General features: G+C 63.4%; 20 protein-coding genes. 18 read left to right on the forward strand and 2 right to left on the reverse strand.

The annotated features are described in order from the left end of the window. The 14 genes from murD (at position 1) to NKH78_RS11540 (ending at position 18,381) form a co-directional block, all read left to right on the forward strand. Positions 1-1,401 (forward strand): UDP-N-acetylmuramoyl-L-alanine--D-glutamate ligase, encoded by a 1,401-nt coding sequence (gene murD, locus NKH78_RS11475; RefSeq protein ID WP_352740802.1) that lies wholly within the window; start codon positions 1-3, stop codon positions 1,399-1,401. Beyond that, the gene (ftsW, locus tag NKH78_RS11480) at positions 1,401-2,552 is read left to right on the forward strand and encodes a putative lipid II flippase FtsW (RefSeq protein WP_023676765.1); all 1,152 of its coding nucleotides are present in this window, start codon (positions 1,401-1,403) and stop codon (positions 2,550-2,552) included. Before murD ends, ftsW begins: the two co-directional genes overlap by 1 nt. A gap of 1 nt (position 2,553) precedes the next feature. Next, the gene (murG, locus tag NKH78_RS11485) at positions 2,554-3,681 is read left to right on the forward strand and encodes an undecaprenyldiphospho-muramoylpentapeptide beta-N-acetylglucosaminyltransferase (RefSeq protein WP_352505599.1); all 1,128 of its coding nucleotides are present in this window, start codon (positions 2,554-2,556) and stop codon (positions 3,679-3,681) included. After that, positions 3,678-5,084, forward strand: a complete 1,407-nt coding sequence (gene murC / locus NKH78_RS11490) for a UDP-N-acetylmuramate--L-alanine ligase (RefSeq protein ID WP_352740800.1) — start codon at positions 3,678-3,680, stop codon at positions 5,082-5,084. The genes murG and murC overlap by 4 nt, the downstream gene beginning before the upstream one ends. After that, entirely contained in the window at positions 5,081-6,046 is a 966-nt protein-coding gene (gene murB / locus NKH78_RS11495) for a UDP-N-acetylmuramate dehydrogenase (RefSeq protein WP_352687580.1), read from the forward strand. Before murC ends, murB begins: the two co-directional genes overlap by 4 nt. 310 nt (positions 6,047-6,356) lie before the next feature. Then, entirely contained in the window at positions 6,357-7,283 is a 927-nt protein-coding gene (locus NKH78_RS11500; protein ID WP_254818986.1) for a D-alanine--D-alanine ligase, read from the forward strand. After that, positions 7,271-8,212 carry a cell division protein FtsQ/DivIB gene (locus tag NKH78_RS11505; RefSeq protein ID WP_352703483.1) on the forward strand — a complete coding sequence of 314 codons (942 nt, stop codon included), beginning with the start codon at positions 7,271-7,273 and terminating at the stop codon, positions 8,210-8,212. Before NKH78_RS11500 ends, NKH78_RS11505 begins: the two co-directional genes overlap by 13 nt. Further along, positions 8,209-9,516 carry a cell division protein FtsA gene (gene ftsA, locus NKH78_RS11510; RefSeq protein ID WP_352740798.1) on the forward strand — a complete coding sequence of 436 codons (1,308 nt, stop codon included), beginning with the start codon at positions 8,209-8,211 and terminating at the stop codon, positions 9,514-9,516. The genes NKH78_RS11505 and ftsA overlap by 4 nt, the downstream gene beginning before the upstream one ends. 67 nt (positions 9,517-9,583) lie before the next feature. Further along, positions 9,584-11,254, forward strand: coding sequence for a cell division protein FtsZ (gene ftsZ, locus NKH78_RS11515; RefSeq protein ID WP_254818983.1), 1,671 nt, complete (start codon positions 9,584-9,586; stop codon positions 11,252-11,254). Between the two features lie 279 nt (positions 11,255-11,533). Continuing rightward, the gene (gene lpxC / locus NKH78_RS11520; RefSeq protein ID WP_352505603.1) at positions 11,534-12,481 is read left to right on the forward strand and encodes a UDP-3-O-acyl-N-acetylglucosamine deacetylase; all 948 of its coding nucleotides are present in this window, start codon (positions 11,534-11,536) and stop codon (positions 12,479-12,481) included. 204 nt (positions 12,482-12,685) lie between these two features. Continuing rightward, positions 12,686-13,555 (forward strand): outer membrane protein assembly factor BamD, encoded by an 870-nt coding sequence (locus NKH78_RS11525; RefSeq protein WP_254818981.1) that lies wholly within the window; start codon positions 12,686-12,688, stop codon positions 13,553-13,555. A 13-nt stretch (positions 13,556-13,568) separates the two neighbouring features. Then, complete coding sequence (gene recN, locus NKH78_RS11530; RefSeq protein WP_352505604.1) at positions 13,569-15,242, forward strand: DNA repair protein RecN; 1,674 nt, start codon at positions 13,569-13,571, stop codon at positions 15,240-15,242. Positions 15,243-15,481: 239 nt separating this feature from the next. Then, on the forward strand, positions 15,482-17,689 hold the full coding sequence (gene ligA / locus NKH78_RS11535) for an NAD-dependent DNA ligase LigA (protein WP_352740966.1): 2,208 nt from the start codon (positions 15,482-15,484) through the stop codon (positions 17,687-17,689). After that, positions 17,689-18,381, forward strand: a complete 693-nt coding sequence (locus tag NKH78_RS11540) for a DUF2461 domain-containing protein (RefSeq protein WP_352703495.1) — start codon at positions 17,689-17,691, stop codon at positions 18,379-18,381. The genes ligA and NKH78_RS11540 overlap by 1 nt, the downstream gene beginning before the upstream one ends. Positions 18,382-18,397: 16 nt before the next feature. Here NKH78_RS11540 and NKH78_RS11545 read toward each other — a convergent pair whose 3' ends face one another. Continuing rightward, the gene (locus NKH78_RS11545) at positions 18,398-19,195 is read right to left on the reverse strand and encodes a class I SAM-dependent methyltransferase (RefSeq protein WP_352703497.1); all 798 of its coding nucleotides are present in this window, start codon (positions 19,193-19,195) and stop codon (positions 18,398-18,400) included. A 233-nt stretch (positions 19,196-19,428) separates the two neighbouring features. On the opposite strand from NKH78_RS11545, the gene NKH78_RS11550 reads away from it, so the two are divergent. From NKH78_RS11550 to NKH78_RS11560, 3 genes are all read left to right on the forward strand, one after another. Further along, positions 19,429-20,157 carry an AzlC family ABC transporter permease gene (locus NKH78_RS11550; protein ID WP_352703499.1) on the forward strand — a complete coding sequence of 243 codons (729 nt, stop codon included), beginning with the start codon at positions 19,429-19,431 and terminating at the stop codon, positions 20,155-20,157. Beyond that, positions 20,154-20,450 carry an AzlD family protein gene (locus NKH78_RS11555; protein WP_352703501.1) on the forward strand — a complete coding sequence of 99 codons (297 nt, stop codon included), beginning with the start codon at positions 20,154-20,156 and terminating at the stop codon, positions 20,448-20,450. The genes NKH78_RS11550 and NKH78_RS11555 overlap by 4 nt, the downstream gene beginning before the upstream one ends. Before the next feature lie 322 nt (positions 20,451-20,772). After that, entirely contained in the window at positions 20,773-21,657 is an 885-nt protein-coding gene (locus tag NKH78_RS11560) for a LysR family transcriptional regulator (RefSeq protein ID WP_352703504.1), read from the forward strand. Here the strand turns inward: NKH78_RS11560 and NKH78_RS11565 are convergent. After that, positions 21,647-23,491, reverse strand: coding sequence for an aminopeptidase P family protein (locus NKH78_RS11565; protein ID WP_352703506.1), 1,845 nt, complete (start codon positions 23,489-23,491; stop codon positions 21,647-21,649). The genes NKH78_RS11560 and NKH78_RS11565 overlap by 11 nt on opposite strands. Before the next feature lie 36 nt (positions 23,492-23,527). Here NKH78_RS11565 and NKH78_RS11570 point away from each other — a divergent pair, with 36 nt between their 5' ends. Next, positions 23,528-23,872 carry a hypothetical protein gene (locus NKH78_RS11570; RefSeq protein ID WP_352777661.1) on the forward strand — a complete coding sequence of 115 codons (345 nt, stop codon included), beginning with the start codon at positions 23,528-23,530 and terminating at the stop codon, positions 23,870-23,872. Positions 23,873-23,891 lie beyond the last annotated feature (19 nt).

Here is a 23,891-nt window from a genome sequence, read left to right on the forward strand (position 1 = left end):
TTGATCCCCGCCGCATCCTTTTCAGGCAAGCGCGTTTCGCTCTTCGGGCTCGGCGGCTCGGGGATCGCCACGGCGCGCGCGCTGATCGAAGGCGGCGCAGATGTGCTGGCCTGGGACGACAATCCCGACAGCGTCGCCAAGGCTGGCGCGGTCGGTATTGCAACCGCGGACCTGCGCGGCGCGGACTGGGCGAGGTTTTCCGCCTTCGTGCTGTCGCCCGGCGTGCCGCTGACGCACCCGAAGCCGCACTGGACTGTCGAGCTCGCGCGGGGCTCCGGCGTCGAGATCATAGGCGATATCGAGCTTTTCTGCCGCGAGCGGACGGCGCGGGCGCCGGAAGCACCTTTCATTGCGATCACCGGCACCAACGGCAAGTCGACGACCACGGCATTGACGGCGCACATACTCAAGTCGGCCGGGCGCGACACGCAGATGGGCGGCAATATCGGCCGTGCGGTGATGACGCTCGATCCGCCGCAGCCCGAGCGGCACTATGTGGTTGAGTGCTCTTCCTACCAGATCGACCTTGCCCCCTCGATCAATCCGACGGCCGGCGTCCTGCTCAATCTGACGCCGGACCATCTCGACCGCCATGGCACGATGCAACACTACGCCTCGATCAAGGAGCGGCTGGTGGCCGGCAGCGAGACGGCAATCATCGGCGTCGACGATTCCTGGTGCGCCCAGATCGCCGACCGGCTGGAGCGGGCCGGCCGGCAGGTCATTCGGATTTCCAAGCGCCTGCCACTGACCGACGGTTATTTTGCCGACGGTACGAATTTAATGGAAGCCGTGCACGGCCGCTACAGCCGGGTCGCCTTCCTCGAAGGCATCGGCTCCTTGCGCGGCCAGCACAATGCGCAGAATGCGCTTGCCGCCGCCGCCGCCTGCCTCAAGGTCGGGCTCGAGCTCGGCGAAATCCAATCCGGACTGGAGAGTTTCCCGGGGCTGGCGCACCGCATGGAGCAGGTCGGCCGCAAAGGGCATGTGCTGTTCGTCAACGATTCTAAGGCGACCAATGCCGATGCCGCTGCACCGGCGCTGTCGAGCTTTGCGCGTATCCATTGGATTGCCGGCGGCCTGCCAAAGGAGGGTGGCATCGAGCCCTTGCGCGGCTTCTTCCCGCGCATCGCCAAGGCCTATCTGATCGGCGAAGCTGCACCGGCCTTTTCGGCGACGCTGGGCGAAGCGGTGCCTTACGAGATCTCAGGCACGTTGGCCGCGGCAGTCGAACACGCCGCCCGCGATGCGGCCAGGGATAGTAGCGGCGAAGCGGTGGTGCTGCTGTCGCCGGCCTGCGCCAGTTTCGACCAGTTCAAGAATTTCGAAGTGCGCGGCGAGGCGTTCAGGCAAGCCGCAACCGCCATTGATGGCGTGAAGCCCATCGGAGGGACACGATAATGCAAAGCCGTCTCGACAAAAGCCCGGTTGCGACCTGGTGGTGGACGATCGATCGCTGGTTCCTGGCGGCGTTCCTGTCGCTGATGGGGCTCGGCATCGTTTTGTCCTTCGCCGCAAGCCCGGCGGTGGCCGAGCGCATCGGGCTCGACAGTTTCCACTTCGCGACACGCCAGATTATCTTCACCATTCCGGCGCTTGGGGTAATGCTGGCCGTCTCATTCCTTGAATCCAGGCAGATCCGGCGCATGGCGCTGGTCATGCTGTGCATCATGCTGTTTCTGATGGTGGCGGTGCTCTATATCGGCGTCGAGGTGAAGGGCGCGCGGCGCTGGGTGTCGCTAGCCGGCCTGTCGATCCAGCCGTCCGAGTTCCTGAAACCGGCCTTCGTCATCATCTGCGCCTGGCTGTTCGCCGAGCACAAGCGCCAGCCCGACATTCCGGGCAATTTGTTCGCCATGTTGCTGCTTGCACTGGTCATCTCGCTGCTGGTGGCGCAGCCTGACCTTGGGCAGACCATGCTGGTGCTCGGCACCTGGGGGGTGATGTTCTTCATGGCCGGATTGCCGTGGCTGTGGATCGTCGCGCTGGGTGCTGCAGGCGTCGGCGGCGTGTTCGCCGCCTATGCAGTGTTCCCGCACGTTGCCGGCCGTATCGACCGCTTCATGACCGGCGAGGGCGACACGTTCCAGGTCGACATGGGCCGCGAGGCGCTGATCAATGGCGGCTGGTTCGGCGTCGGGCCGGGCGAGGGCACCGTCAAACGGGTCATCCCCGACAGCCATGCCGACTTCGTCTTCTCGGTCGCCGGCGAGGAATTCGGGCTGATCATGTGCTTCTTCATCATGTCCATCTTCGGCTTCATCGTGCTGCGCGGTCTCAACACGGCGCTCAAGGAGCAGGACGATTTCACCCGCTATGCGGTTGGCGGCCTGGTCACGGTCTTCGGCCTGCAGTCGGTCATCAACATGGCCGTCAATCTGCAGCTGATGCCGGCCAAGGGCATGACACTGCCGTTCATCTCCTACGGCGGCTCTTCGCAGATCGCGATCGCCATCTCGATGGGCATGGTGCTGGCGCTGACGCGCAAGCGCCCGGAAAAGCGCAAGCAGCTGGGCTTCATGCCGTCGCCGCGTGCGATGCCGGCGGAGTGAGATGGCGAAGGGGGTCATCCTGCTGGCGGCAGGCGGCACGGGCGGACACCTGTTCCCGGCCGAGGCGTTGGCGCACGAACTGACCAGGCGCGGCTGGACGGTGCATCTGGCGACGGACGAGCGCGCCGAGCGCTTTACCGGACAGTTCCCGGCAGCCGCCATCCATCCGATCCAGTCGGCGACGATGGGGTCGAAAAATCCTTTTGCCGTGCTCGCCGCGTTTTGGAAAATCTGGCGCGGCGTGCGGCAGGCATCGGCCGTCATCGCCAGCATCAAGCCCGCCATCGTGGTCGGCTTCGGCGGTTATCCGACACTGCCGCCGCTTTACGCGGCGACCCGGCGCAAGGTGCCGACGCTGATCCACGAGCAGAATGCGGTGATGGGCCGCGCCAACCGCGCGCTTGCCGGCCGCGTCGACGCCATTGCCGGTGGGTTCCTGCCTGAAGACAGCAGTGCCGCAGGCGCCAAGACGGTGACCACCGGCAATCCGGTCAGACCGCAAGTGCTGGAGGCGGCGAAGACACCTTATGCCGCATCGGCCGGCGAAGAGCCGTTCCGATTGCTGGTGTTTGGCGGCAGCCAAGGCGCGCAGTTCTTTTCCGACGCGGTGCCGGCGGCAATCGCCCGGCTTTCCGACGCACAGCGCAGGCGGCTGGCGATCACACAGCAGGCGCGCGCCGACGATGTGACGCGGGTGAAAGCCGCCTATGCCGCACTTGGCATTGGGGCCGAGGTGTCGCCGTTCTTCACCGACATGGCAAAGCGGCTGGCGGCGGCGCATCTGGTGATGTCGCGCTCCGGCGCATCGACCGTATCGGAAATCGCGGTGATCGGCCGGCCGGCGCTGCTGGTGCCCTATCCGCACGCGCTCGACCACGACCAGGCGGCGAATGCGGCGGCCCTTGCGGCAGCGGGCGGCGCCGAGGTGCATCCGCAATCCACGCTTTCGCCCGAGCACATTGCTGCGTTGATCGGGGCCTTGATGGATGATCCGGGCAGGGCGGCGACAATGGCCGCGGCGGCGAAATCATCCGGAAAACCGGATGCCGCGCGGTTGCTCGCCGATCTGACAGAGGCTATTGCGTCCAGGAAATCCGTTTCGGAATTCAGGAAGGAGACGCACGAATGAAGATGCCACAGACGATCGGCCTCGTGCATTTCATCGGCATTGGCGGCATCGGCATGAGCGGCATCGCCGAGGTGCTGCACAATCTCGGCTACAAGGTGCAAGGGTCCGACCAGGCCGACAGCGCCAATGTGCAGCGGCTGCGCGACAAGGGCATCGAATGCTTCGTCGGCCACCAGGCCGAAAACCTCGGCGAGGCCGAGGTGGCCGTCGTCTCCACCGCAATCAAGAAATCCAATCCGGAACTGAAGGCGGCGAGAGAGAAGTTGCTGCCGATCGTGCGGCGCGCCGAAATGCTAGCCGAGTTGATGCGGTTCCGCCAAGCGGTCGCGATCGGCGGCACGCATGGCAAGACGACGACGACTTCGATGGTGGCGACGCTACTCGAAGCCGGCGGGCTCGACCCGACGGTGATCAATGGCGGCATCATCAATGCCTATGGCACCAATGCCCGCATGGGCGACGGCGAATGGATGGTGGTCGAGGCCGACGAGAGCGACGGCACCTTCCTCAGGCTGCCGGCCGAGATTGCCGTCGTCACCAATATCGACCCCGAGCATCTCGATCATTACGGCTCCTTCGACAAAGTGCGCGAGGCGTTTCGTCAGTTCGTCGAGAATGTGCCGTTCTACGGCTTCGGCGTGATGTGCACCGACCATCCCGAGGTGCAGGCGCTGGTCGCCCGCATCGAGGACCGGCGCGTCATCACCTATGGCGAAAATGCGCAGGCCGACGTGCGCTTCACCAATCACCGCATGGACGGCCCGACCTCGGAATTCGACGTGGTGATCCGCGATCGCAAGACGCACGGCCAGATAACGATATCAGGTCTGCGGCTACCCATGCCCGGACGTCACAATGTCTCCAATGCGACGGCGGCGATTGCCGTCGCGCATGAGCTCGGCCTTTCGGCTGAGGCAATCAAGAAGGGCCTGTCGTCCTTCGCCGGCGTCAAGCGGCGTTTCACCCATACCGGTTCGTGGAACGGTGTCGATGTGTTCGACGATTACGGTCATCATCCAGTCGAGATCACGGCGGTACTGAAGGCCGCGCGCAGCGCCACCAAGGGCCGCATCATCGCCGTTACCCAACCGCATCGCTTCACCCGGCTGCGCGATCTGTTCGACGAGTTTTCCGTCTGCTTCAACGACGCCGATACGGTAATGGTGGCGCCCGTCTATGCGGCCGGCGAGGAACCGATCGACGGCGTTACGTCCGACGCACTGGTGTCGCGCATCCGCTCCGGCGGCCATCGCGACGCACGCTACATCGAAGGTCCGGCGGCGATCGGGCCGATCGTTCGCGAGGTGGCGAAGCCGGGCGATTTCGTCGTTTTCCTCGGCGCCGGCAACATCACCCAATGGGCCTATGCGCTGCCCAGGGAACTCGGCGGGACCATCTCATGATGCGCGGCCAGGCGTTGATCGAGAAGCTTGGCGACCGGCTTGCCGGACTGCGCGGCCGCATCACGCCCAATGCCGAGATGGACAAGATCACCTGGTTCCGAGCCGGCGGGCTCGCCGACGCATTGTTCCAGCCGGCCGACGAGGACGATCTTGCCGCGTTCCTGAAGGCGGTGCCCGAGGAAATACCACTGACCATCGTCGGCGTCGGCTCGAACCTGCTTGTCCGTGACGGCGGCGTTGCGGGCTTCGTCATCCGGCTTTCGGCCAAAGGCTTTGGCGAGACCGAAGTGATTGCGCCGACCATGATCAAGGCGGGCGCCGCAACGCCCGACAAGCGTCTTGCGGCCGTTGCCTACGAGGCCGGCATTGGTGGCTTTCACTTTTACCACGGCATTCCCGGCGCCATTGGCGGAGCGCTGAGGATGAACGCCGGCGCCAATGGCGTCGAGACACGCGAGCGTGTGGTCGAGGTGCGGGCACTCGACCGCAAGGGCAATGTTCATACGCTGAGCAATGCCGACATGGGCTATGCCTATCGCCATTCAGCGGCGCCGTCGGGGCTGATCTTCACATCGGCGCTGCTCGAAGGCGTTCCAGAGGATAAGGCGGCGATCAAGGCCGCGATGGATGCTGTCCAGAACCATCGCGAGACCGTGCAGCCGATCCGCGAAAAAACCGGAGGCTCGACCTTCAAGAATCCCGAGGGCACCTCGGCCTGGAAGGAAATCGACAAGGCCGGCTGCCGCGGCCTGATGGTCGGCGGGGCGCAGATGTCGCCGATGCATTGCAACTTCATGATCAACACCGGAACCGCCACCGGGTACGAGCTTGAATATCTCGGTGAGACGGTGCGTGCGCGCGTGCTCGAAAAATCGGGCATCCGGCTGCAGTGGGAGATCAAGCGCATCGGTAATTTTCGGCCGGGCCATGCGGTCCAGGAATTTCTTGGGCAGTTGCTTTAGGCAAGTCGACCGCCGTTGCTTTTCGGACTCATGAATTCACATTTTGCTGCCGTTTTTGCGGAAAGTGAATCCATCGGAATCGTAAGCACTTGCCAGCGAATCAACTCTCTGATTCTCTGCCCTGAAGCGTTTCCTGATTTGAGTCGTTTCGACGCGTTGCTCGCGTTTCCGTCTGGGGGGCAACCTGCCGGGAGACTCGGACTCAATGTTGCGGAAACACGGAGCGAAGTTGCTCGGAGTGTGAGTGTGCGCGATGTTTTTCGGGTCATGCACGATAGTGCGGGCCTGCTGTGAGAGGAAATAACGGGGAATGACAAGCAAGCACGTGGCCGTCCTTCTGGGAGGATTCTCGTCCGAGCGGCCCGTGTCCCTGTCGTCGGGCAAAGCCTGTGCCGATGCGCTCGAGGGAGAGGGCTACCAGGTCACCCGCGTCGACGTCTCGCGCGACATCGGCTCGGTGCTCAGCGCGCTCAAGCCTGACGTCGTCTTCAACGCACTGCACGGCCCTTTCGGCGAGGACGGCACCATCCAGGGCATCCTCGAGTACCTCGCCATTCCGTACACCCATTCGGGCGTGCTTGCCTCGGCGCTCGCGATGAACAAGGAACAGGCCAAGAAGGTCGCCAAGGCGGCCGGCATTCCGGTGGCGGAATCGAAGGTGGCCAATCGCTTCGCCATCCAGAACAAGCACCCGATGAAGCCGCCCTATGTGGTCAAGCCGGTCAACGAAGGGTCGAGCTTCGGTGTCGTCATCGTGCATGAAGGTCAGTCGCATCCGCCGCAGATCATCGGCTCGTCCGAGTGGAGATACGGCGATACGGTCATGGTCGAGCGTTATGTGCACGGGCGGGAATTGACCTGCGCGGTGATGGGCGATGTGGCGCTCGGTGTCTGCGAGATCATCCCGACCGGCCATTCCTTCTACGACTATGATTCAAAATACGTCGCGGGAGGATCAAAACACGAATGCCCGGCAAAACTTTCACCGAATATTTACCAAAAAATACAGACACTGGCACTCAAGGCTCATCAAGCTATCGGCTGTCGGGGCGTTTCCCGATCGGACTTCCGTTATGACGATCGTCACTCCGAAAACGGCGAAATTGTCTGGCTCGAGGTCAACACCCAGCCGGGCATGACGCCGACGTCTTTGGTGCCGGAAATCGCCGCGCAAGCGGGACACTCGTTCGGCGATTTGTTGAGTTGGATGGTGGAGGACGCTTCGTGTCTGCGTTGAAGTGGGGACAGGGCAGGGGGAAGGGCGCGGCCGGGCCGGCGCTGTTCGGCATGCCGTTGTCGTTCGACCATTTCGTGCTGCCGCGCCTGCTCCGCCGGCCGGTGCGCGTGCTGGCGCGCCTCGGCGAAGGCGACTTCGAGGCGCCGCCCTATTGCGCTGCCATGCTGTCGGCGGCACTGCTTGTTTCGAGTAGTGCCTATGGCGCCTATCTCGGCGGACATGCCGACGCCATCGTCCAGAGTGTCACCGCCCGCACCGGCTTTGCCGTCGACCAGGTCAAGGTCGTCGGCAACCGCGAAACTTCCGAGATCGATATTCTCGACAGGCTGGAACTCGACGGCTGGACCTCGCTGATCGGCTTCGATGCCGAAGCCGCGCGCGAACGCATCACCACGCTACCCTGGGTCGAAGCCGCGGCAGTGCGCAAGGTCTACCCGCATACGCTGGAAGTGCGCGTCGAGGAGCGCGAGCCGTTCGCGCTGTGGCAGCAAGGCAGCGCGCTTTCGGTCATCGAGAAATCCGGCGCCGTCATTGCGCCGTTCTCCGGCGGCAAGCAGATATTGCTGCCGCTGATCATCGGCACCGGCGCACCGGCCAAAGCGCCGGATTTCCTGGCGAAGATCAAGAACTATCCGGAGCTCGCCGCGCGGATCAAGGGCTATATCCGCATCGGCGAACGGCGCTGGGATCTCAAGCTTGAAAACGGCATCACGATCAAACTTCCCGAAGACGGCGAGGACCAGGCGATTGCCGACCTGGTCAGGATGGACCACGAGAACGGGCTTTTGACGCGCGACATCGCCGCCGTCGACATGCGCCTTTCCGATCGTCTGGTCGTCCAGCTGACGCCGGAGGCGGCGATACAGCGCCAGGCCGCGCTCAACGAAAAGCCCAAGATGCTGAAGCGCAAGCCGGAGACGAAGATATGAGCTGGCTTGGCGGCAATAGCGATGCTTCGGCGCGCCGGTCCGGCATCTTGACGGTGCTGGATGTCGGCTCCAGCAAGGTCTGCTGCGTGGTGGCCAAGCTCAAGCCGCGCGACGATGGCAAGCTGCTGCGCGGACGCTCGCATCGCGTCCAGGTCATCGGCATCGGCCACCAGAAATCGCAAGGCGTGAAATCGGGCGTCGTCATCGATCTCGACCGCGCCGAGCACGCCATCCGTCTTGCCGTCGACGCCGCCGAACGCATGGCGGGACTGACGGTCGATTCGCTGATCGTCAACATGACTGCCGGCCGGCTGAAGAGCGAGGCTTTTTCGGCGACTATCAATCTCGGCGGCCATGAGGCCGACGAGGCCGACATCAAGCGCGTGCTTGCCGCCGGCGCCAAGCAGGCGCTGCGGGCCGAGCGCGAGGTGATCCATTCGCTTCCCGTAGCCTTTTCTCTGGATGCCGAGCGCGGTGTGCGCGATCCGCGCGGCATGGTTGGCGACCAGCTTGGCGTCGACATGCACGTGCTGACGGGCGACGCGGCGCCTTTGCGCAATCTTGAGCTCTGCATCAACCGCTCGCATCTGTCGGTCGAGCGCATGGTGGCGACGCCTTATGCCAGCGGGCTTGCCGCGCTGGTCGACGACGAGCTCGAAATGGGCGCGGCCTGCATCGACATGGGCGGCGGCACGACGACGATCTCGGTATTTTCGGAAGGCAAGTTCGTCCACGGCGACGCCATCGCGATCGGCGGCAACCACGTCACGCTGGATATGGCCAAGGGCCTGTCGACCTCGCTCGATGCCGCCGAAAGGCTGAAAGTGATGCATGGCTCGGCGCTGCCTGGCAGTGCCGACGACCGCGACCTGGTTTCCATCCATCCGATCGGCGAGGACGGCGAGGTGCCGTTGCAGATCCCGCGCTCGGTGATGACGCGCATCGTCCGCGCCCGCATCGACGAGACGCTGGAATTGCTGCGCGACCGCCTGAACAAGTCCGGCTACGGCAATGCCGTCGGCAAGCGTGTGGTGCTGACCGGCGGCGCCAGCCAGCTTGCCGGCCTGCCCGAAGCAGCACGCCGCATTCTCGGCCGCAATGTGCGCATTGGCCGCCCGCTTGGCGTGGCAGGCCTGCCCGAGGCGGCCAAGGGGCCGGCTTTTTCGACGCCCGTCGGGCTTCTGATCTACCCGCAGATGGCGAGCTTCGAGAGCCGCCCGGCGAAGGGAATTTCCGGTCTTCGGATGACCGGAACAGGCGGAAAACTGCATCGAATGAGTCAGTGGTTGAGAGACAGTTTTTAATTTGACGGGGACAGCCCCATAGGCGGCCGCGGCGGCGAAGCGGCGGGAAAGGCAAAGGACGAAGACAATGACCATCAATCTGCAGAAGCCGGACATCACCGAGCTCAAGCCGCGCATCACCGTGTTCGGTGTCGGCGGCGGCGGCGGCAATGCCGTCAACAACATGATCACCGCCGGCTTGCGCGGCGTCGAATTCGTGGTGGCCAACACCGACGCACAGGCACTGACGATGTCGAAGGCCGAGCGGCTGATCCAGCTCGGCGCGCATGTCACCGAGGGTCTCGGCGCCGGATCGCAGCCTGAAGTCGGGCGCGCGGCGGCGGAAGAGTGCATCGACGAGATCATCGATCATCTCTCCAACACGCATATGTGCTTCGTCACTGCCGGCATGGGCGGCGGCACCGGCACCGGGGCGGCTCCCGTCGTTGCCCGCGCTGCCCGCGAAAAGGGTATCCTTACCGTCGGCGTCGTCACCAAGCCGTTCCACTTCGAAGGCCAGCGCCGCATGAAGACGGCCGACATGGGTATCGAGGAACTACAGAAATGCGTCGACACCCTGATCGTCATTCCCAACCAGAACCTGTTCCGGCTGGCCAATGACAAGACCACCTTCGCCGATGCCTTCGCCATGGCCGACCAGGTGCTCTATTCGGGCGTTGCCTGCATTACCGACCTGATGGTCAAGGAAGGCCTGATCAATCTCGACTTCGCCGACGTCCGCTCGGTCATGCGCGAAATGGGCAAGGCGATGATGGGAACCGGCGAGGCTTCGGGCGAGGGCCGCGCAATGGCCGCGGCTGAAGCCGCCATCGCCAACCCGCTGCTCGACGAGACCTCGATGAAGGGCGCCAAGGGCCTGCTGATCTCGATCACCGGCGGCCGCGACCTGACCCTGTTCGAAGTCGATGAGGCCGCAACCCGCATTCGCGAAGAGGTCGATCAGGACGCCAACATCATTCTGGGCGCCACCTTCGACGAGGAACTCGAAGGCGTTATCCGCGTGTCGGTGGTCGCCACCGGCATCGACAAATCGGCGGCCGAAATCGCTGCCGCGCCGATCGCCATCCGCGCGGCTCCGCCGAAGCCGGTCAGCCGCCCGGCGGCCCAGGTCACGGAAATGCGCCCGGCGCCTGTCCAGCAACCGATCTATGAACCACGTGCTGCCGATCCGGTCGCCGAGGCCATTCAGCTCGCCGAGGCGAATGCGGCAGCGATGGCGCAGGCCCGCCCGGCACCGGTCGCCCATGCGGAAGACTTCCGTCCGCAGAGCAAGATCTTCCAGGCGCCTCCCGCTCAGCCGCAGCCAATGATGCAGCCGGCGGTTCAGCAAGCGATGCAGCCCGCTCCGCATCGTGAAATGCCGCAGCCGGTTGCCGCGGCACCCCAGCGCATGCCGCGGGTCGAGGATTTCCCGCCGCAGGTGAAGGCCGAAGTGGAAGCCAAGGCCCGCCCGGCCGACCACGAGAACAGCGGCCCGATGGGCTTGCTCAAGCGCCTGACCAACGGCTTGACCCGCCGCGAAGAGGAACCTGCAAGACTGCAGCCGGCGCAGCCTCGCGAACCGAAACTGCGCCAGGCGCCGGCGGAAGTGCGCCGCCTAGCCAGCCAGGATCCGCAGCTTTACGCACCGCGTCGCGGCCAGCTGGATGAGCAGGGCCGCCTGACGCCGCAGAGCCGGGCTGTCCAGGAAGACGATCAGTTGGAGATTCCCGCCTTCCTGCGCCGACAGGCCAATTGATCTGTTAACGGTTCGTAACAGTTGTTAACAGGCGAGCAGGAAACTGTTCGCCTGTTAATATTAAAAATACTTTTAAAACAAAGACTTATGCGGCAATCCCGCGCTGGGCCGCGGTTACAACGAGTAAGAAACCGTGATTTGGAGTCTCCCCGCGGGACCATTATCTTCGCCACCGACCAAAGTCGGTTTGCTGGGAGTCTCGGGGAAGTGGCCCTGCCTGCCGATCAATTAAGAGCCGCGCCCTCAGGGCAGATGAAGCGGACCTAGGCAGTACGGGCTATGGGGATTGTTTTGCACGACTATCAGACGACACTTAAATCGCGTGCGACGCTGACCGGCATCGGCGTTCACAGTGGCAATCCGGTCACTGTCCATTTCCTGCCGGCAGACGCCGATACGGGTGTCGTCTTCCAGCTTTCGAATGCAAACGGAAGCCACGAATTTCGCGCGCTCGTTTCCGAGGTCGGTGCCACCGACCTCTGCACCATGCTCGGCGATCCGCAAGGCGAGCACATCGCCACCGTCGAGCACCTGATGGCGACGCTTTTCGGGCTTGGGATCGACAATCTCGTCATCGAAATCGATGGCCATGAGGTGCCTATCCTCGACGGCAGCGCAGTGATGTTCGTCGAGGCCATTGACCAGGCAGGCATCGAAACGCTGCCGGTCAAGCGTCGCTACATCAGGGTGGTCAAGCCGGTTCGTATCGAGAACGGCGCCTGCTGGGCGGAGTTCCGGCCCTATGACGGCACGCGCTTCGAGATCGAGATCGATTTCGAAAGCCCGGCGATCGGGCGCCAGCTTTTTGCATCCGACATGAACGCCGACATTTTCCGGCGTGACGTCGCGCGGGCCCGCACTTTCGGTTTCATGAAGGACGTCGAGCGGCTGTGGGCGGCCGGCTATGCGCTCGGCTCCTCGTTGGAAAACTCCCTGGTGATCGGCGACGACAACCGCGTGATCAACATCGGAGGCCTGCGCTATCCGAACGAGTTCGCGCGCCACAAGACCATGGATGCGATGGGCGATCTGGCGCTCGCCGGCGCCCGGTTCATCGGCTGCTTCCGCTCCTATCGTGGTGGCCACAGGCTGAACGCCGCTGCGCTGCGCCGTCTATTGTCGGACCGTTCGGCTTTCGAGATCGTCGAGACGACGCGCCGCGAGCGCGGGCGTACCGCGGAGATGAGCGCCGTCAACGCACCCCTCTATGCGCCCTGGATGATCTGATTCTTAAGGTCTTACGGCCCACGTTGCGGTCAAGCTGTGTTGCATGGATGCATCACTGGCCGGCCAAATTACACGGCTTTCCAGGTGGCGCCAAACCGCCACAAAAATGTGCGATTGGCCGGGGATAGCGTTGCCGGGCAAGGCAATTATGGTTTATGGCTGCTGCCGTCGACTGAAATGACGCCGAAAGGGCGGAATCCAAACATGTTTTTCAAGCGAGTTGGTCAATCGAAGGCGCTGCGGCGGGCTGTTTTCCTGGCGCTTTCGGTGGTCGTTCCATCGCTGTTTCTGTCGGCCTGCATGTCGTCCGAGAAGGACGTCGACCTGTCGACCTATGTCGATCAGACCGAGCCGGCCGACGTGCTCTACAATCAGGGTCTCGCCAATCTGAATGCCGGGCGACTGCAGGAGGCAAGCCGCAAGTTCGATGCCGTCGACCGCCAGCATCCATATTCCGAATTCGCCCGCAAATCGATGGTGATGGGTGCCTTTGCCGACTACCGTCAGGGCAATTACGATGAGGCGATCGGTTCGGCCAAGCGCTACCTGACCCTCTACCCGTCGACCGACGATGCAGCCTATGCCCAATATATTATCGGGCTGAGCTACTACCGCCAGATCAAGGACGTCACCCAGGACCAGAAGGAAGCGCGTCTTACCGCGCAGACGATGCAGGACCTGGTGACGCGCTGGCCGACTTCCGAATATGTCGATGATGCCAAGGAGAAGATCCGCTTCGCCAACGATCAGCTCGCAGGCAAGGAGATGCAGATCGGCCGCTACTATCTCGAGCGCCGCGAATACATCGCGGCCGTCAAACGGTTCCGCAACGTCGTGGAGAACTATTCCAACACACGCCATGTCGAGGAAGCGCTGGCGCGTCTTACCGAGAGCTACTATGCGATGGGGCTGACGTCGGAAGCACAGACCGCTGCGGCCGTGCTCGGCACCAACTATCCCGACAGCCAGTGGTACAAGGACTCCTACAAGCTCCTGCAGAGTGGTGGGCTCGAGCCGCGCGAGAATGCCGGATCGTGGATCTCCAAGGCCGGGAAGCTGATCACCGGCGCCTGAGCGGCGCGTCACCATGCTCTCCAGACTGTCGATCCGCGATATCGTTCTGATCGAAAAGCTGGACATCGACTTCTCGTCCGGCCTTTCGGTCCTTACCGGCGAAACCGGCGCCGGAAAATCTATCCTGCTCGACGCTTTGTCGCTGGCGCTTGGCGCCCGCGGCGACGCTTCGCTGGTGCGGCATGGCGCGGCACAAGGCCAGATCATCGCCGTGTTCGACGTACCGCGCAACCACGCGGCTCGCATGCTGCTTGCCGAGAATGCCATCGAGGACGACGGCGACATCATCCTGCGCCGCGTCCAGACGGCTGACGGCCGCACGCGCGTGTTCGTCAATGACCAGCCGTCCAGCGTGACGCTGATGCGCGACATCGGCCGTGCGCTGGTCGAGATCCACGGCCAGCATGACGAGCGCGCTTTGGTCGATCCCGGCGCCCATCGCGAGTTGCTCGACAGTTTCGGCGGCCATCTCGGCGCTGCTCGGGCAACCGGCGAGGCGTGGCGGCATTGGCGTACCTGCGAGCAGGAATTTTCACGGCACCGGGCCAAAGTCGAGGCAGCTGCCCGTGAGGCCGATTATCTGCGTGCTGCGGTCGCCGAATTGACCAGGCTCGATCCGCAACCGGGCGAAGAGACCGAACTGGCCGAACTGCGCGCCTCGATGATGCGTGCCGAAAAGATCGCCTCGGAAATCCACGATGCGCAGGATGTGCTCTCGGGCCCGTCCTCGCCCTTGCCGCAACTGGCCAGCCTGCTCAGGCGGCTGCAGCGAAAGGCGACCGAAGCGCCGGGGCTGCTCGAGGACGTCGTCAAATCGCTCGACGAAGCGATGCTGTCGCTCGACGCGGCGCAGTCGGGCGTCGAAGCAGCACTTCGCGCGACCGAATATGATCCGCAGCGGCTGGAGAAGGCTGAGGAGCGGCTGTTTTCGCTGCGTGCCGCCTCGCGCAAGCACAGCGTCGCCGTGGATGACCTGGCGCAATTGCGTGACACCATGGCTGCCGACCTTGCCGATCTCGACGCCGGCGAGGAGCGCCTGCATGCGCTGGAGAAACAGGCTGCAGCGGCGCGCCAGGCCTACGACATTACGGCGGCCCAGCTGTCGTCGTTTCGCCATGCGGCGGCCGTCGGGCTGACCAAGGCGGTAATGGCCGAACTGCCGGCGCTGAAGCTCGAACGGGCCGAGTTCATCGTCGAGATCGCAAGCGATGCCGAGAGCCGCATGGAAGAAGGCATCGACCAGGTCGAGTTCTGGGTGCGCACCAATCCCGGCACCAGGCCCGGCCCAATGATGAAGGTCGCTTCCGGCGGCGAGCTTTCGCGCTTCCTGCTGGCGTTGAAAGTCGCGCTGGCCGATCGCGGGTCGGCGCCGACTTTGGTCTTTGATGAGATTGACACCGGCGTCGGCGGCGCGGTTGCCGACGCCATCGGCCAGCGGCTGGCGCGGCTGGCAAAACGCGTGCAGGTCCTTTCGGTCACGCATGCACCGCAAGTGGCCGCGCGCGCGGCGACGCATTTCCTCATCTCCAAATCAGGCGGTGCCGACCGGGTCTCGACCGGCATCGCCGAGATGGACCGGGCGGCACGGCAGGAAGAGATCGCACGCATGCTCGCCGGCGCCACCATTACAGACGAGGCGCGCGCGGCGGCCGAGCGGCTGCTGCGGGAGAACACCGCGGCAGCCTAGAGCGGTTCATCCTTCCGGAAACGCCGAACCGCTCTACCTCTTTGTTTTGCGCAATTCCGGACGGAAAACCGTTTCACAGTTTTCCTGGAATTGCTCCAGACGAGTTCGTTTCCGGCGCTCGCGACCTGAGTCAGGGTATGGCGCCATCCTGCTGTTCAGGAATGATTTTCGGCGTCTGGTCTCTCCCTGACGAGAGAATCCTGTTCTATTGTGTCGCGCCACCGTGGAGGGAGCAGTGCATGGACGAAAAACCAGTCGGTTCGCTCAGCGAAAGCGAGGCGGCAAGCGAGTTGATGCGGTTGGCGCAGGAGATCGCCGAGCACGACCGGCGCTACCATGGCGAGGACGCGCCGATAATCACGGATGCGGAATATGACGCGCTGACCCGGCGCAATCTCGCCATCGAACAGCGGTTCCCGCATCTTGTGCGCGAGGATTCGCCCTCGCGCAGGGTCGGCGCGCCGCCGGCGGAAGGTTTTGCCAAGGTGCGGCACGCGGTACCGATGCTCAGCCTGGCCAAGGCCTATACCGACCAGGACGTCGCGGACTTCATAGAACGGGGCCGGCGATTCTTTGATCGCGACAAGGATCTGAACATCGCCTTCACGGCAGAGCCGAAGATCGACGGGCTATCGGCTTCCCTGCGGTATGAAGGCGGTGTGTTCGTGCAGGGGGCAACGCGCGGCGACGGCGTCGTCGGCGAGGACATCACCGCCAATCTCAAGACCATCGCCGACATTCCCAAGACCTTGAAGGGATCGGGCTGGCCCGAGGTCATCGAAATACGCGGTGAGGTCTATATGACCTACGCGGAATTCGAGGCGCTGAAGCAACGCTCGGCGGCGATCGGCGGCCAGGATTACGTCAATCCGCGAAATACGGCGGCCGGGTCGCTCCGTCAGAAGGACCCGTCCGTTACCGCCAGCCGCAACCTCAAATTCTTTGCCTACGCCTGGGGCTATACTTCGAAGGATCCAGCTCCGACCCAATACGATTCCGTGCAAAAATTCGCGGAATGGGGGTTCAAGGTCAGTCCACTGATGGTCCGGGCAAAGTCGGTCGACGAACTGATCGCGCATTATCACCTCATCGAGGCCCAGCGCTCCTCGCTTGGCTATGACATCGACGGCGTGGTCTACAAGGTCGATCAATTGGAGCTGCAGCGCAGATGGGGCTTCGTCACCGGCGAACCACGCTGGGCCATCGCTCACAAATTTCCGGCCGAACAGGCGATGACGACCGTGCGCAGGATCGACATTCAGGTCGGCCGTACCGGTACGCTGGCGCCGGTTGCCCGGCTTGCCCCCATCACGGTCGGCGGCGTCGTGGTCGAAAATGTCACGCTTCACAACGAAGACTACATCAAGGGTCTGGACAGCAACGGCCAGCCGATCCGCGACGGCAACGACATACGTATCGGCGACACGGTGGTCATCCAGCGGGCGGGGGACGTCATTCCGCAGATCGTCAGCGTCGTCGTCGACAAGCGTCCGCCAGACGCCGTGCCCTACGAATTCCCGCACAAATGCCCGATCTGCGGCTCGCCGGCAACGCGCGAGATCAACGAGAAGACCGGCAAGGAAGATTCCCGCCGACGTTGCACCGGCGAGCTGATCTGCCCCGCCCAGGCCGTGGAAGGATTGCGTCACTTCGTGTCACGCGGCGCCATGGATATCGAAGGCCTGGGCGCTGAAAACATTGACCTGTTCTTCAATGCCGGGTTGGTCAAGACAGCAGCCGATATCTTCACTCTCCGGGATCGCCGTCCCGCCGTCATCAAGGCATTGGCGGAGCGGCGGGAGGAGCAGGCCAGACAGCGTGAGGCCGCATCGGGCAAAACGCGGAAGAATGTACGCGGTGTCGAAGAACGCAACTATGAAGGTCTCGACAAGCTCTTCGCTGCCATCGACGCTCGCCGCGAACCGGAACTCGATCGCTTCATCTTTGCGCTGGGCATCCGCCATATCGGCGAAACGACGGCCGCTGTGCTCGCCCGAACCTTCTCGACGGTCGAGGAGTTGATCCGCATTGGCAAGGAGACAGCAGCGGCAGCCGATCCACACAGCGTTTTTCCTTCGATCAACGGCATCGGCGATAGCGTGATAGGCGCTCTTCGCGATTTCTTCGGCAATGAACGCAACGACGCCGTGCTTGAAGCGCTGCTCACACAGGTCCACCCGAAGCCGTACATAGTGAACGTCTCAGCCGATAGTGCGGTCGCCGGCAAGACGATCGTGTTTACAGGCACGCTCGAAAAGATGACGCGCCCCGAGGCGAAGGCGATGGCTGAACGTCTCGGCGCGAAGGTCGCCGGCTCGGTTTCCGCGAAGACCGACCTCGTCGTCGCCGGGCCCGGTGCCGGCTCCAAGCTCAAGCTGGCTGCCGAACACGGTATCGAAGTCATCGATGAGGATGCCTGGCTCGAGCGGATCGGCAAGGGCGCGTGATGCCGGCTGAATTCAATGGTTTTGGTGACAAGGCCATTCCCTTCCTCAAGGCACTGGATTTTCATCAGAGCCGGGAGTGGTTTTTGGAAAACCGCGATCTTTTCGAGCGGGACCTGCGCAATCCCTTCGGCGATCTGGTCGAGGCGCTCTCCGAGCGCTTCACGGCATTGGGGCTCGGCCTGCGCGGCGACCGCAAGAAGTCGCTGTTCCGGATTAATCGCGATGTGCGTTTCGCCAAGGACAAACGGCCTTACAACCGGCATCTGTCGGCGATCCTTTCGCCCGACGGCACCAAGATGGAACAGGGCGTGTTTTACATCCACATCGGGCTCGAGCGCTGCTTTGCCGCTGTTGCCTGGTGGCAGCCCGGACCGGAGCTATTGCTGGCGCTGCGCAACGCCATCGCAAAGCGGCCCGCTGAGTTCCGCACGCTCGTCGCGGCGCTGAAGAAGAATGGTCTCGAGCTCGACCCCGACGGCTGTATGAAGCGCACGCCGCGCGGCTTTGAGCACGTTATCGAGCCCGATCTCGTGGCCGCCATCCGCAACCGGCATTTCGCCGTCCGGCACGCAATCGAGCCGGCGGATATCTACGGAGCTGGATTGGTCGACGAACTCGTCGACTTCGTCATGCGGGCAAAACCGCTGCTCGACTGGGGCAGGGCGATCGAAGGCAAGGCTTCGCAGCGCTAGCGGAAAAGTCAGACGGTCAGCTGCGCCGCGCAGTGTAGAGGCTGGTGGTCATGTTGCGGGTTATGGAGCCTTGGAACTCGTCGCGGACGATGCGACCCAGCTCCGCCAGGATTGCTTCGCGGTCACTGCGGATGTTGATATTGGAAAAAGTGGCATAGAGGGCGACCGTCTGGTCAGGATCGAGGACGAGCGACCAGACACTTGTCCGATGTTCGATGGCATCGAACGCGCCGGTTCGCTCCAGTGCCGCCACGCGGGCCTCGGCATCAAGGGCGAACGGAATACCATTTGAGCCCGCCGACGGGCTCGAAGGCCCGTCAAGCAGCGCCTTGGTCGCATCATGAAAGGGATCGGGGCGACTGTCGTCGCCGAATACATTCCAGACCATTGCCCACCAGCCGCCCGGCCGAAGCAGCTCTGCGACCTTGATCAGCGCCGTGTCCTCATCCAGCCAATGAAAGGCAGTGGCGCTGACACCGAGATCAAAACCGGCCTTCTCAAGGACGGCATCTTCAAACGCAGAGACGCTCACCGAGAGCGCCTTGTCCTGAATAGTCTCGCAAAGGAAAGTCGCGAGGCGGGAATCCGGCTCAATGGCGAGCAACGGGCTCGCGCCCAGTTCGAGTAAGCGGCGCGTTGCAGTTCCTGTACCTGCGCCAATCTCGAACGTCGCCGTGCCATGCGCGAGACGGCACCGCTCACATAGAATTTCGAATACCCAATCAGGATAGCCAGGTCGCGTCGCGTGATAGCTGCCGGGATCGGCGCCGAAGGCCAGGCGGCCGAATTTTGGATCGATGGAAAATTCGCTCATTGGAACCACCTGTCCGGCCCAGCAGGTTGGTCTATGGCCGTCGCTTCGGCAAGGACCGATCGTCGCCAACGGATATGCGCTCAGGTACCAAGCCTCTGATTTTGTCCCACAGTCTGGAAGCGAGCTTGCCGCGACGCTTCAGCTATCATTTCCGCTGATCGTTTGCCTCAAGCGAATTGGTGTGACAAGCCGGACCGCCCTCTCTACATACGGCCCTTCCCAAGGAGCGGTCGATGTCGGCGGAAGCAATCTCCGAAAACGGTGCGAGAAGCGATTTCTGGGACGGCGTGCGGCTGAGCATGCCCGTCGTGGTGGCGTCGGCGCCGTTTGCGTTGCTGTTCGGGGCGCTCGCCGTCGACAACGGCTTTTCCGTGATCGAGGCGTTCTTGATGAGCGCGACGGTGTTCGGCGGCGCCAGCCAGATGGTCGGCATCGAGCTGTTCGGCCAGCATGTCGCGCCGTGGCTGATCGTGCTGTCGATCTTCGCCGTGAATTTTCGCCATGTGCTCTATTCGGCCGGTATCGGCCGGCGAATCGCGCATTGGCCGCTGGTGCAGCAGGCGATAGGCTACTTCGTGCTGACCGATCCGCAGTTCGCGGTGGCCGAGCGCAAGGCGGAGGCCGGCGAGACCGTCGGCTTTGCCTGGTATATGGGGCTCGGGCTGCCGGTCTACGTGTTCTGGGTCATCGAAAGCGCGCTCGGGGCGGTGTTCGGCAAACTTATTCCCGACACCCACACGCTGGGCATCGACTTCCTGCTGCCGATCTATTTTCTCGGCCTGGTCATGAGCTTCCGCAAGCGGCCGCTGTGGCTGCCGGTGGTCGTCGCCAGCGCTGCCGCCTCCATCATTGCCTACAAGACGGTCGGCTCGCCCTGGCATGTCTCCATCGGCGCGCTGGCCGGCGTGCTGCTCGCCGTCATCCTGCCGCCCCGCCACAGCGGCGTGGAGGCACGGCCATGAGCACGACCTTGTGGATCATCGTCGCCGCTTCGATCGCGACCTATTTGACACGCATTGGCGGTCATCTGGTGATCTCACGCTTCGACCATATCCATCCGCGTGTTGAGGCCGGGCTGAACGCCGTGCCGGCGGCGGTGCTGACCACGCTGGTGGCGCCGGCAGCGCTGGGCGCCGGACCGGCGGAATGGGGGGCCTTGGTCGTCGCCGGCCTGGTCTCGCTGCGCGGCGGCCTTATGGCGATGTTCCTGGCGGGTGCTGCTGTGCTGATCCTCGCGCGGCAGGTCGTCGGCTGATCGATTTTTATCTTGGCGGCGAGAGCACACATGCGCTTTACCGCAGCGACTATTGCCGCGCCGACCCGCGACAGGCTCAGGCGGATGGTCTCCGCTCTCTCCTGGTGGGCGCAACGCACGGCGTCGCTATAGAGTGCTTCGCGCTGCTTCGGCGTCAATGCGCTTAGATCGATCGGCTGGATGCGGAAGGGCTCACGCGACATTTCCATCTCCCCTGGTTTGCCGTGTTGATCGGCAGCTACACCGGCGATTTACGGGAAGGGCATAATCAGTTAAAATGAATAATTAAGATCGTTATGTTCTCCAGGAGAGATGTATGGACTTGGCTGATCTGCGCATCTTCCGCACGGTGGTGCGCGAGGGCGGAATCACCAGGGCGGCGGAAAAACTGTTTCGCGTGCAATCGAACGTGACCACACGCATCCGGCAGCTCGAAGAGGATCTCGGCGTGCAGCTGTTTATCCGGGAGGGCAAGCGCCTGCACGTATCGCCCGCCGGTCACAAATTGGTCGGGTATGCGGATCGGTTGCTGGCGCTTGCAGAGGAGGCGCGAACGGCGATGCTTGATCCACGCCCGCGCGGCACGCTTCGCCTAGGTGCCATGGAGAGCACCGCCGCGGCACGGCTTCCAAGTCTGCTCGCCGAATATCACGCACGTCATCCCGACGTGGAGATCCAGTTGCGCACCGGCAATCCGCAGGTTCTCGCGACCGCCATGCTTGCCGGCGACCTCGATGCAGCGTTCGCCGCCGAGCCGATCGCCGACGCTCCGTTCGAAAAGCTGCCCGCATTTAACGAGCAGCTGGTCATTGTCTCGGCGGCATCGCGCGTTTCGATCGACGACCGCCTGGACATGCCCAAAACAATGATAGCCTTCGAGCACGGCTGCCCGCACCGCCGGCGGCTGGAACAATGGTATGCGCGAAGAGGGTTCATGGCCGAGAAGACCATCGAGCTTGGTTCATACCATGCCATCCTCGGTTGCGTGGTGGCTGGCATGGGCATAGCGCTGATGCCAAAAAGTGTGCTTTCGGGTTTCCCAGAGAGCCGCTGGCTAAAGCTGCACGAACTGCCCGCTGAGGAAGACAACGCCGTCACGGTGTTGTTTTGGCGCAAGGGAGCCGGTTCTCCCAACGTCACGGCTTTGCAGGGACTGCTTGCGGAGCAAAGTCTGTCACTCGGCGTTGCTGCCGCGACTATTGCTTGAAGTCGTGCGGCAGAGGGGCGGTTGCTTTTTCCAGCCAGGCCAGCGTTTCGCCGTCGAGCATCGGTCCAATCTCGGCCAGTACGCGCGCATGGTATTCGTCAAGCCAATGCAACTCGTCGCGGGTTAAAAGGTCCGACCGGACCAGCCGCTTGTCGATCGGCGCCAGCGTCAGTGTCTCGAAGCCGTGCATGGCGATGTCGCCGCCCTCGATTGCCTCGGCCGGTGTCACCAGAATCAAGTTCTCGATGCGGATGCCGTAGGAACCTTCCTTGTAATAGCCGGGCTCGTTGGAGACGATCATGCCGGCTAGCAGCTTTTCGGTGCCGGTCTTGGCGATACGCTGCGGGCCCTCATGCACGGCAAGATAGGACCCGACACCGTGCCCGGTGCCATGGGCGAAATCGCAGCCGTGTCTCCATAGCGCCAGGCGCGCCACCGCATCGATTTCGGAACCGCGCGTGCCTTGGGGAAAGCGCAGCATGGAGATGCCGATCATGCCTTTCAGCACCAGCGTGAAGCGTTCGCGCATCTCTTCGGTCGGCGCGCCGATCGGCACCGTGCGGGTGATGTCGGTGGTGCCGTCCTGGTACTGCCCGCCGGAATCGAGCAGGAACAGCTCGCCATCCCCCAGCTTGCGATTGGTGGCGCGGGAGACGCGGTAGTGCATGATGGCGCCGTTAGGGCCGGCGCCGGAGATGGTGTCGAACGATACGTCGCGCAGCGGCATCTGCGTTTCTTCGCCGGTCTGACGGCGCATCTCCTCAAGCCTGGTGACAACGGCGATTTCGTCGAGCGTGCCGGGCTTCTGGCGGTCGAGCCAGCACAGCAGCTTGGCGACCGCGGCGCCGTCGCGGCGATGTGCGGCGCGGGCGCCGGCGATCTCGGCTTTGTTCTTTGTTGCGCGTGGAATGCGGGCCGGATCGGCCGTGGCAATGACGGTGCCGCCATTATCCTCGACCAGCATTCTGAGCTTGTCCGCCGCGAGAACCGGGTCCAGCGCGATTTTTGCGCCGCCCTTGGCCCGGGTGACGATTGCCGATTCGAATTCACCTGGTTCGTGCAATTCGGCGAGCTGCGTCAGGCAGGCCGCAACGGTGCGCGAAAACTTGCGCTGGTCCATGAAAAGCAGATGCGAGCCGTCGGCGGCCAGCACGGCAAAGCCGAGCGCCAGCGGTGTGTGCGGTACGTCGCCGCCACGGATGTCGAAGGCCCAGGCAATGGAGGAGGGGTCGGTCAGCACCGCATGGGTGGCGCCGTCCTTCTCGATGGCCGCTGCCAGCCGCACCAGCTTGTCCTTAGCCAGTTCGCCGGCAAAGCCGATCGGGTGGATCTCGACCGGCGCCAGTGGCGGCCCGGGCTGGTCCTGCCAGATCGCGTCGATCGGATTCTCTTCGAGCGGCACCAGTGTCGCGCCGGATTTCTCGGCCGAGGCTTTCAGCGCCTTGACGTCGCTGATCGTATGCAGCCACGGATCGAAGCCCAATCGCACGCCCTTGCCGAGATTGTCCTTGATCCAGTTGGCCGGCGGGTTGTCGACAAGGCTCTCGATCGAAAAGATGTCGAGATCGACCTCCTGGCGCACCTGCAGCGTGTAGCGCCCGTCGACAAACATGACGGCGCGCTCGCCAAGTACAATGGCGACACCGGCCGAGCCGCTGAAGCCGGTCAGCCATTTCAGCCGTGCCGAGCGGTCGGCGACATATTCGCCCTGGTGCTCGTCGGCACGGGGCACGATGAAGCCATCCAGCCCGTTCGACGCCAACCATTGGCGCAGCATTGCCACGCGCGGCTTGCCAACGGCCGGATCGCCGGCGGAATCGAAGGTCTGGAACATGTCGGCTCTCCTCGAATGCTGGCGCGACCGTAGCGCATGACTTCGAAAATCGGAATCGATTTTCGGAACGATCATCCGCGGTCGCCGCAGTGTCTTTTTGTGCATGGAGGCCATGCAGAATCGGCGATTTCAAAAAGCGTCAGCAGAGCTTACCTTCTTAACGTGGAGGAAAAGTCCTGTTGCCCTGCAAAGGAGACCGTCATGTCCTCGATTTCAGCCAGACGTGGATTTTTCAGAAACGCTGTGAAAGCGCTGATCGAAGCTCGCCAGCGCGAAGCGAGCCGGTATGTGAGCGGCGTTCTGCTTGGCTTTGATGACGAAACGCTGAAAGCTCACGGCTACGATCGCGAACAGCTGAAGAAAGCGGCGAACTCGCGCTAGGTCCGAGCAGGTTCCGGCT

It is taken from the genome of Mesorhizobium sp. M0910, assembly GCF_040319465.1.
Taxonomy (GTDB): Bacteria; Pseudomonadota; Alphaproteobacteria; order Rhizobiales; family Rhizobiaceae; genus Mesorhizobium.

What these genes read in the sequence shown, in the direction of transcription:
- ftsW (WP_023676765.1), top strand. Translation starts at nt 1,401, where the DNA reads ATGCAAAGCCGTCTCGACAAAAGCCCGGTTGCGACCTGGTGGTGGACG.
- murG (WP_352505599.1), top strand. Translation starts at nt 2,554, where the DNA reads ATGGCGAAGGGGGTCATCCTGCTGGCGGCAGGCGGCACGGGCGGACAC.
- murC (WP_352740800.1), top strand. Translation starts at nt 3,678, where the DNA reads ATGAAGATGCCACAGACGATCGGCCTCGTGCATTTCATCGGCATTGGC.
- murB (WP_352687580.1), top strand. Translation starts at nt 5,081, where the DNA reads ATGATGCGCGGCCAGGCGTTGATCGAGAAGCTTGGCGACCGGCTTGCC.
- NKH78_RS11500 (WP_254818986.1), top strand. Translation starts at nt 6,357, where the DNA reads ATGACAAGCAAGCACGTGGCCGTCCTTCTGGGAGGATTCTCGTCCGAG.
- ftsA (WP_352740798.1), top strand. Translation starts at nt 8,209, where the DNA reads ATGAGCTGGCTTGGCGGCAATAGCGATGCTTCGGCGCGCCGGTCCGGC.
- ftsZ (WP_254818983.1), top strand. Translation starts at nt 9,584, where the DNA reads ATGACCATCAATCTGCAGAAGCCGGACATCACCGAGCTCAAGCCGCGC.
- lpxC (WP_352505603.1), top strand. Translation starts at nt 11,534, where the DNA reads ATGGGGATTGTTTTGCACGACTATCAGACGACACTTAAATCGCGTGCG.
- NKH78_RS11525 (WP_254818981.1), top strand. Translation starts at nt 12,686, where the DNA reads ATGTTTTTCAAGCGAGTTGGTCAATCGAAGGCGCTGCGGCGGGCTGTT.
- recN (WP_352505604.1), top strand. Translation starts at nt 13,569, where the DNA reads ATGCTCTCCAGACTGTCGATCCGCGATATCGTTCTGATCGAAAAGCTG.
- ligA (WP_352740966.1), top strand. Translation starts at nt 15,482, where the DNA reads ATGGACGAAAAACCAGTCGGTTCGCTCAGCGAAAGCGAGGCGGCAAGC.
- NKH78_RS11540 (WP_352703495.1), top strand. Translation starts at nt 17,689, where the DNA reads ATGCCGGCTGAATTCAATGGTTTTGGTGACAAGGCCATTCCCTTCCTC.
- NKH78_RS11545 (WP_352703497.1), bottom strand. Translation starts at nt 19,195, where the DNA reads ATGAGCGAATTTTCCATCGATCCAAAATTCGGCCGCCTGGCCTTCGGC.
- NKH78_RS11550 (WP_352703499.1), top strand. Translation starts at nt 19,429, where the DNA reads ATGTCGGCGGAAGCAATCTCCGAAAACGGTGCGAGAAGCGATTTCTGG.
- NKH78_RS11555 (WP_352703501.1), top strand. Translation starts at nt 20,154, where the DNA reads ATGAGCACGACCTTGTGGATCATCGTCGCCGCTTCGATCGCGACCTAT.
- NKH78_RS11565 (WP_352703506.1), bottom strand. Translation starts at nt 23,491, where the DNA reads ATGTTCCAGACCTTCGATTCCGCCGGCGATCCGGCCGTTGGCAAGCCG.
- NKH78_RS11570 (WP_352777661.1), top strand. Translation starts at nt 23,528, where the DNA reads ATGACTTCGAAAATCGGAATCGATTTTCGGAACGATCATCCGCGGTCG.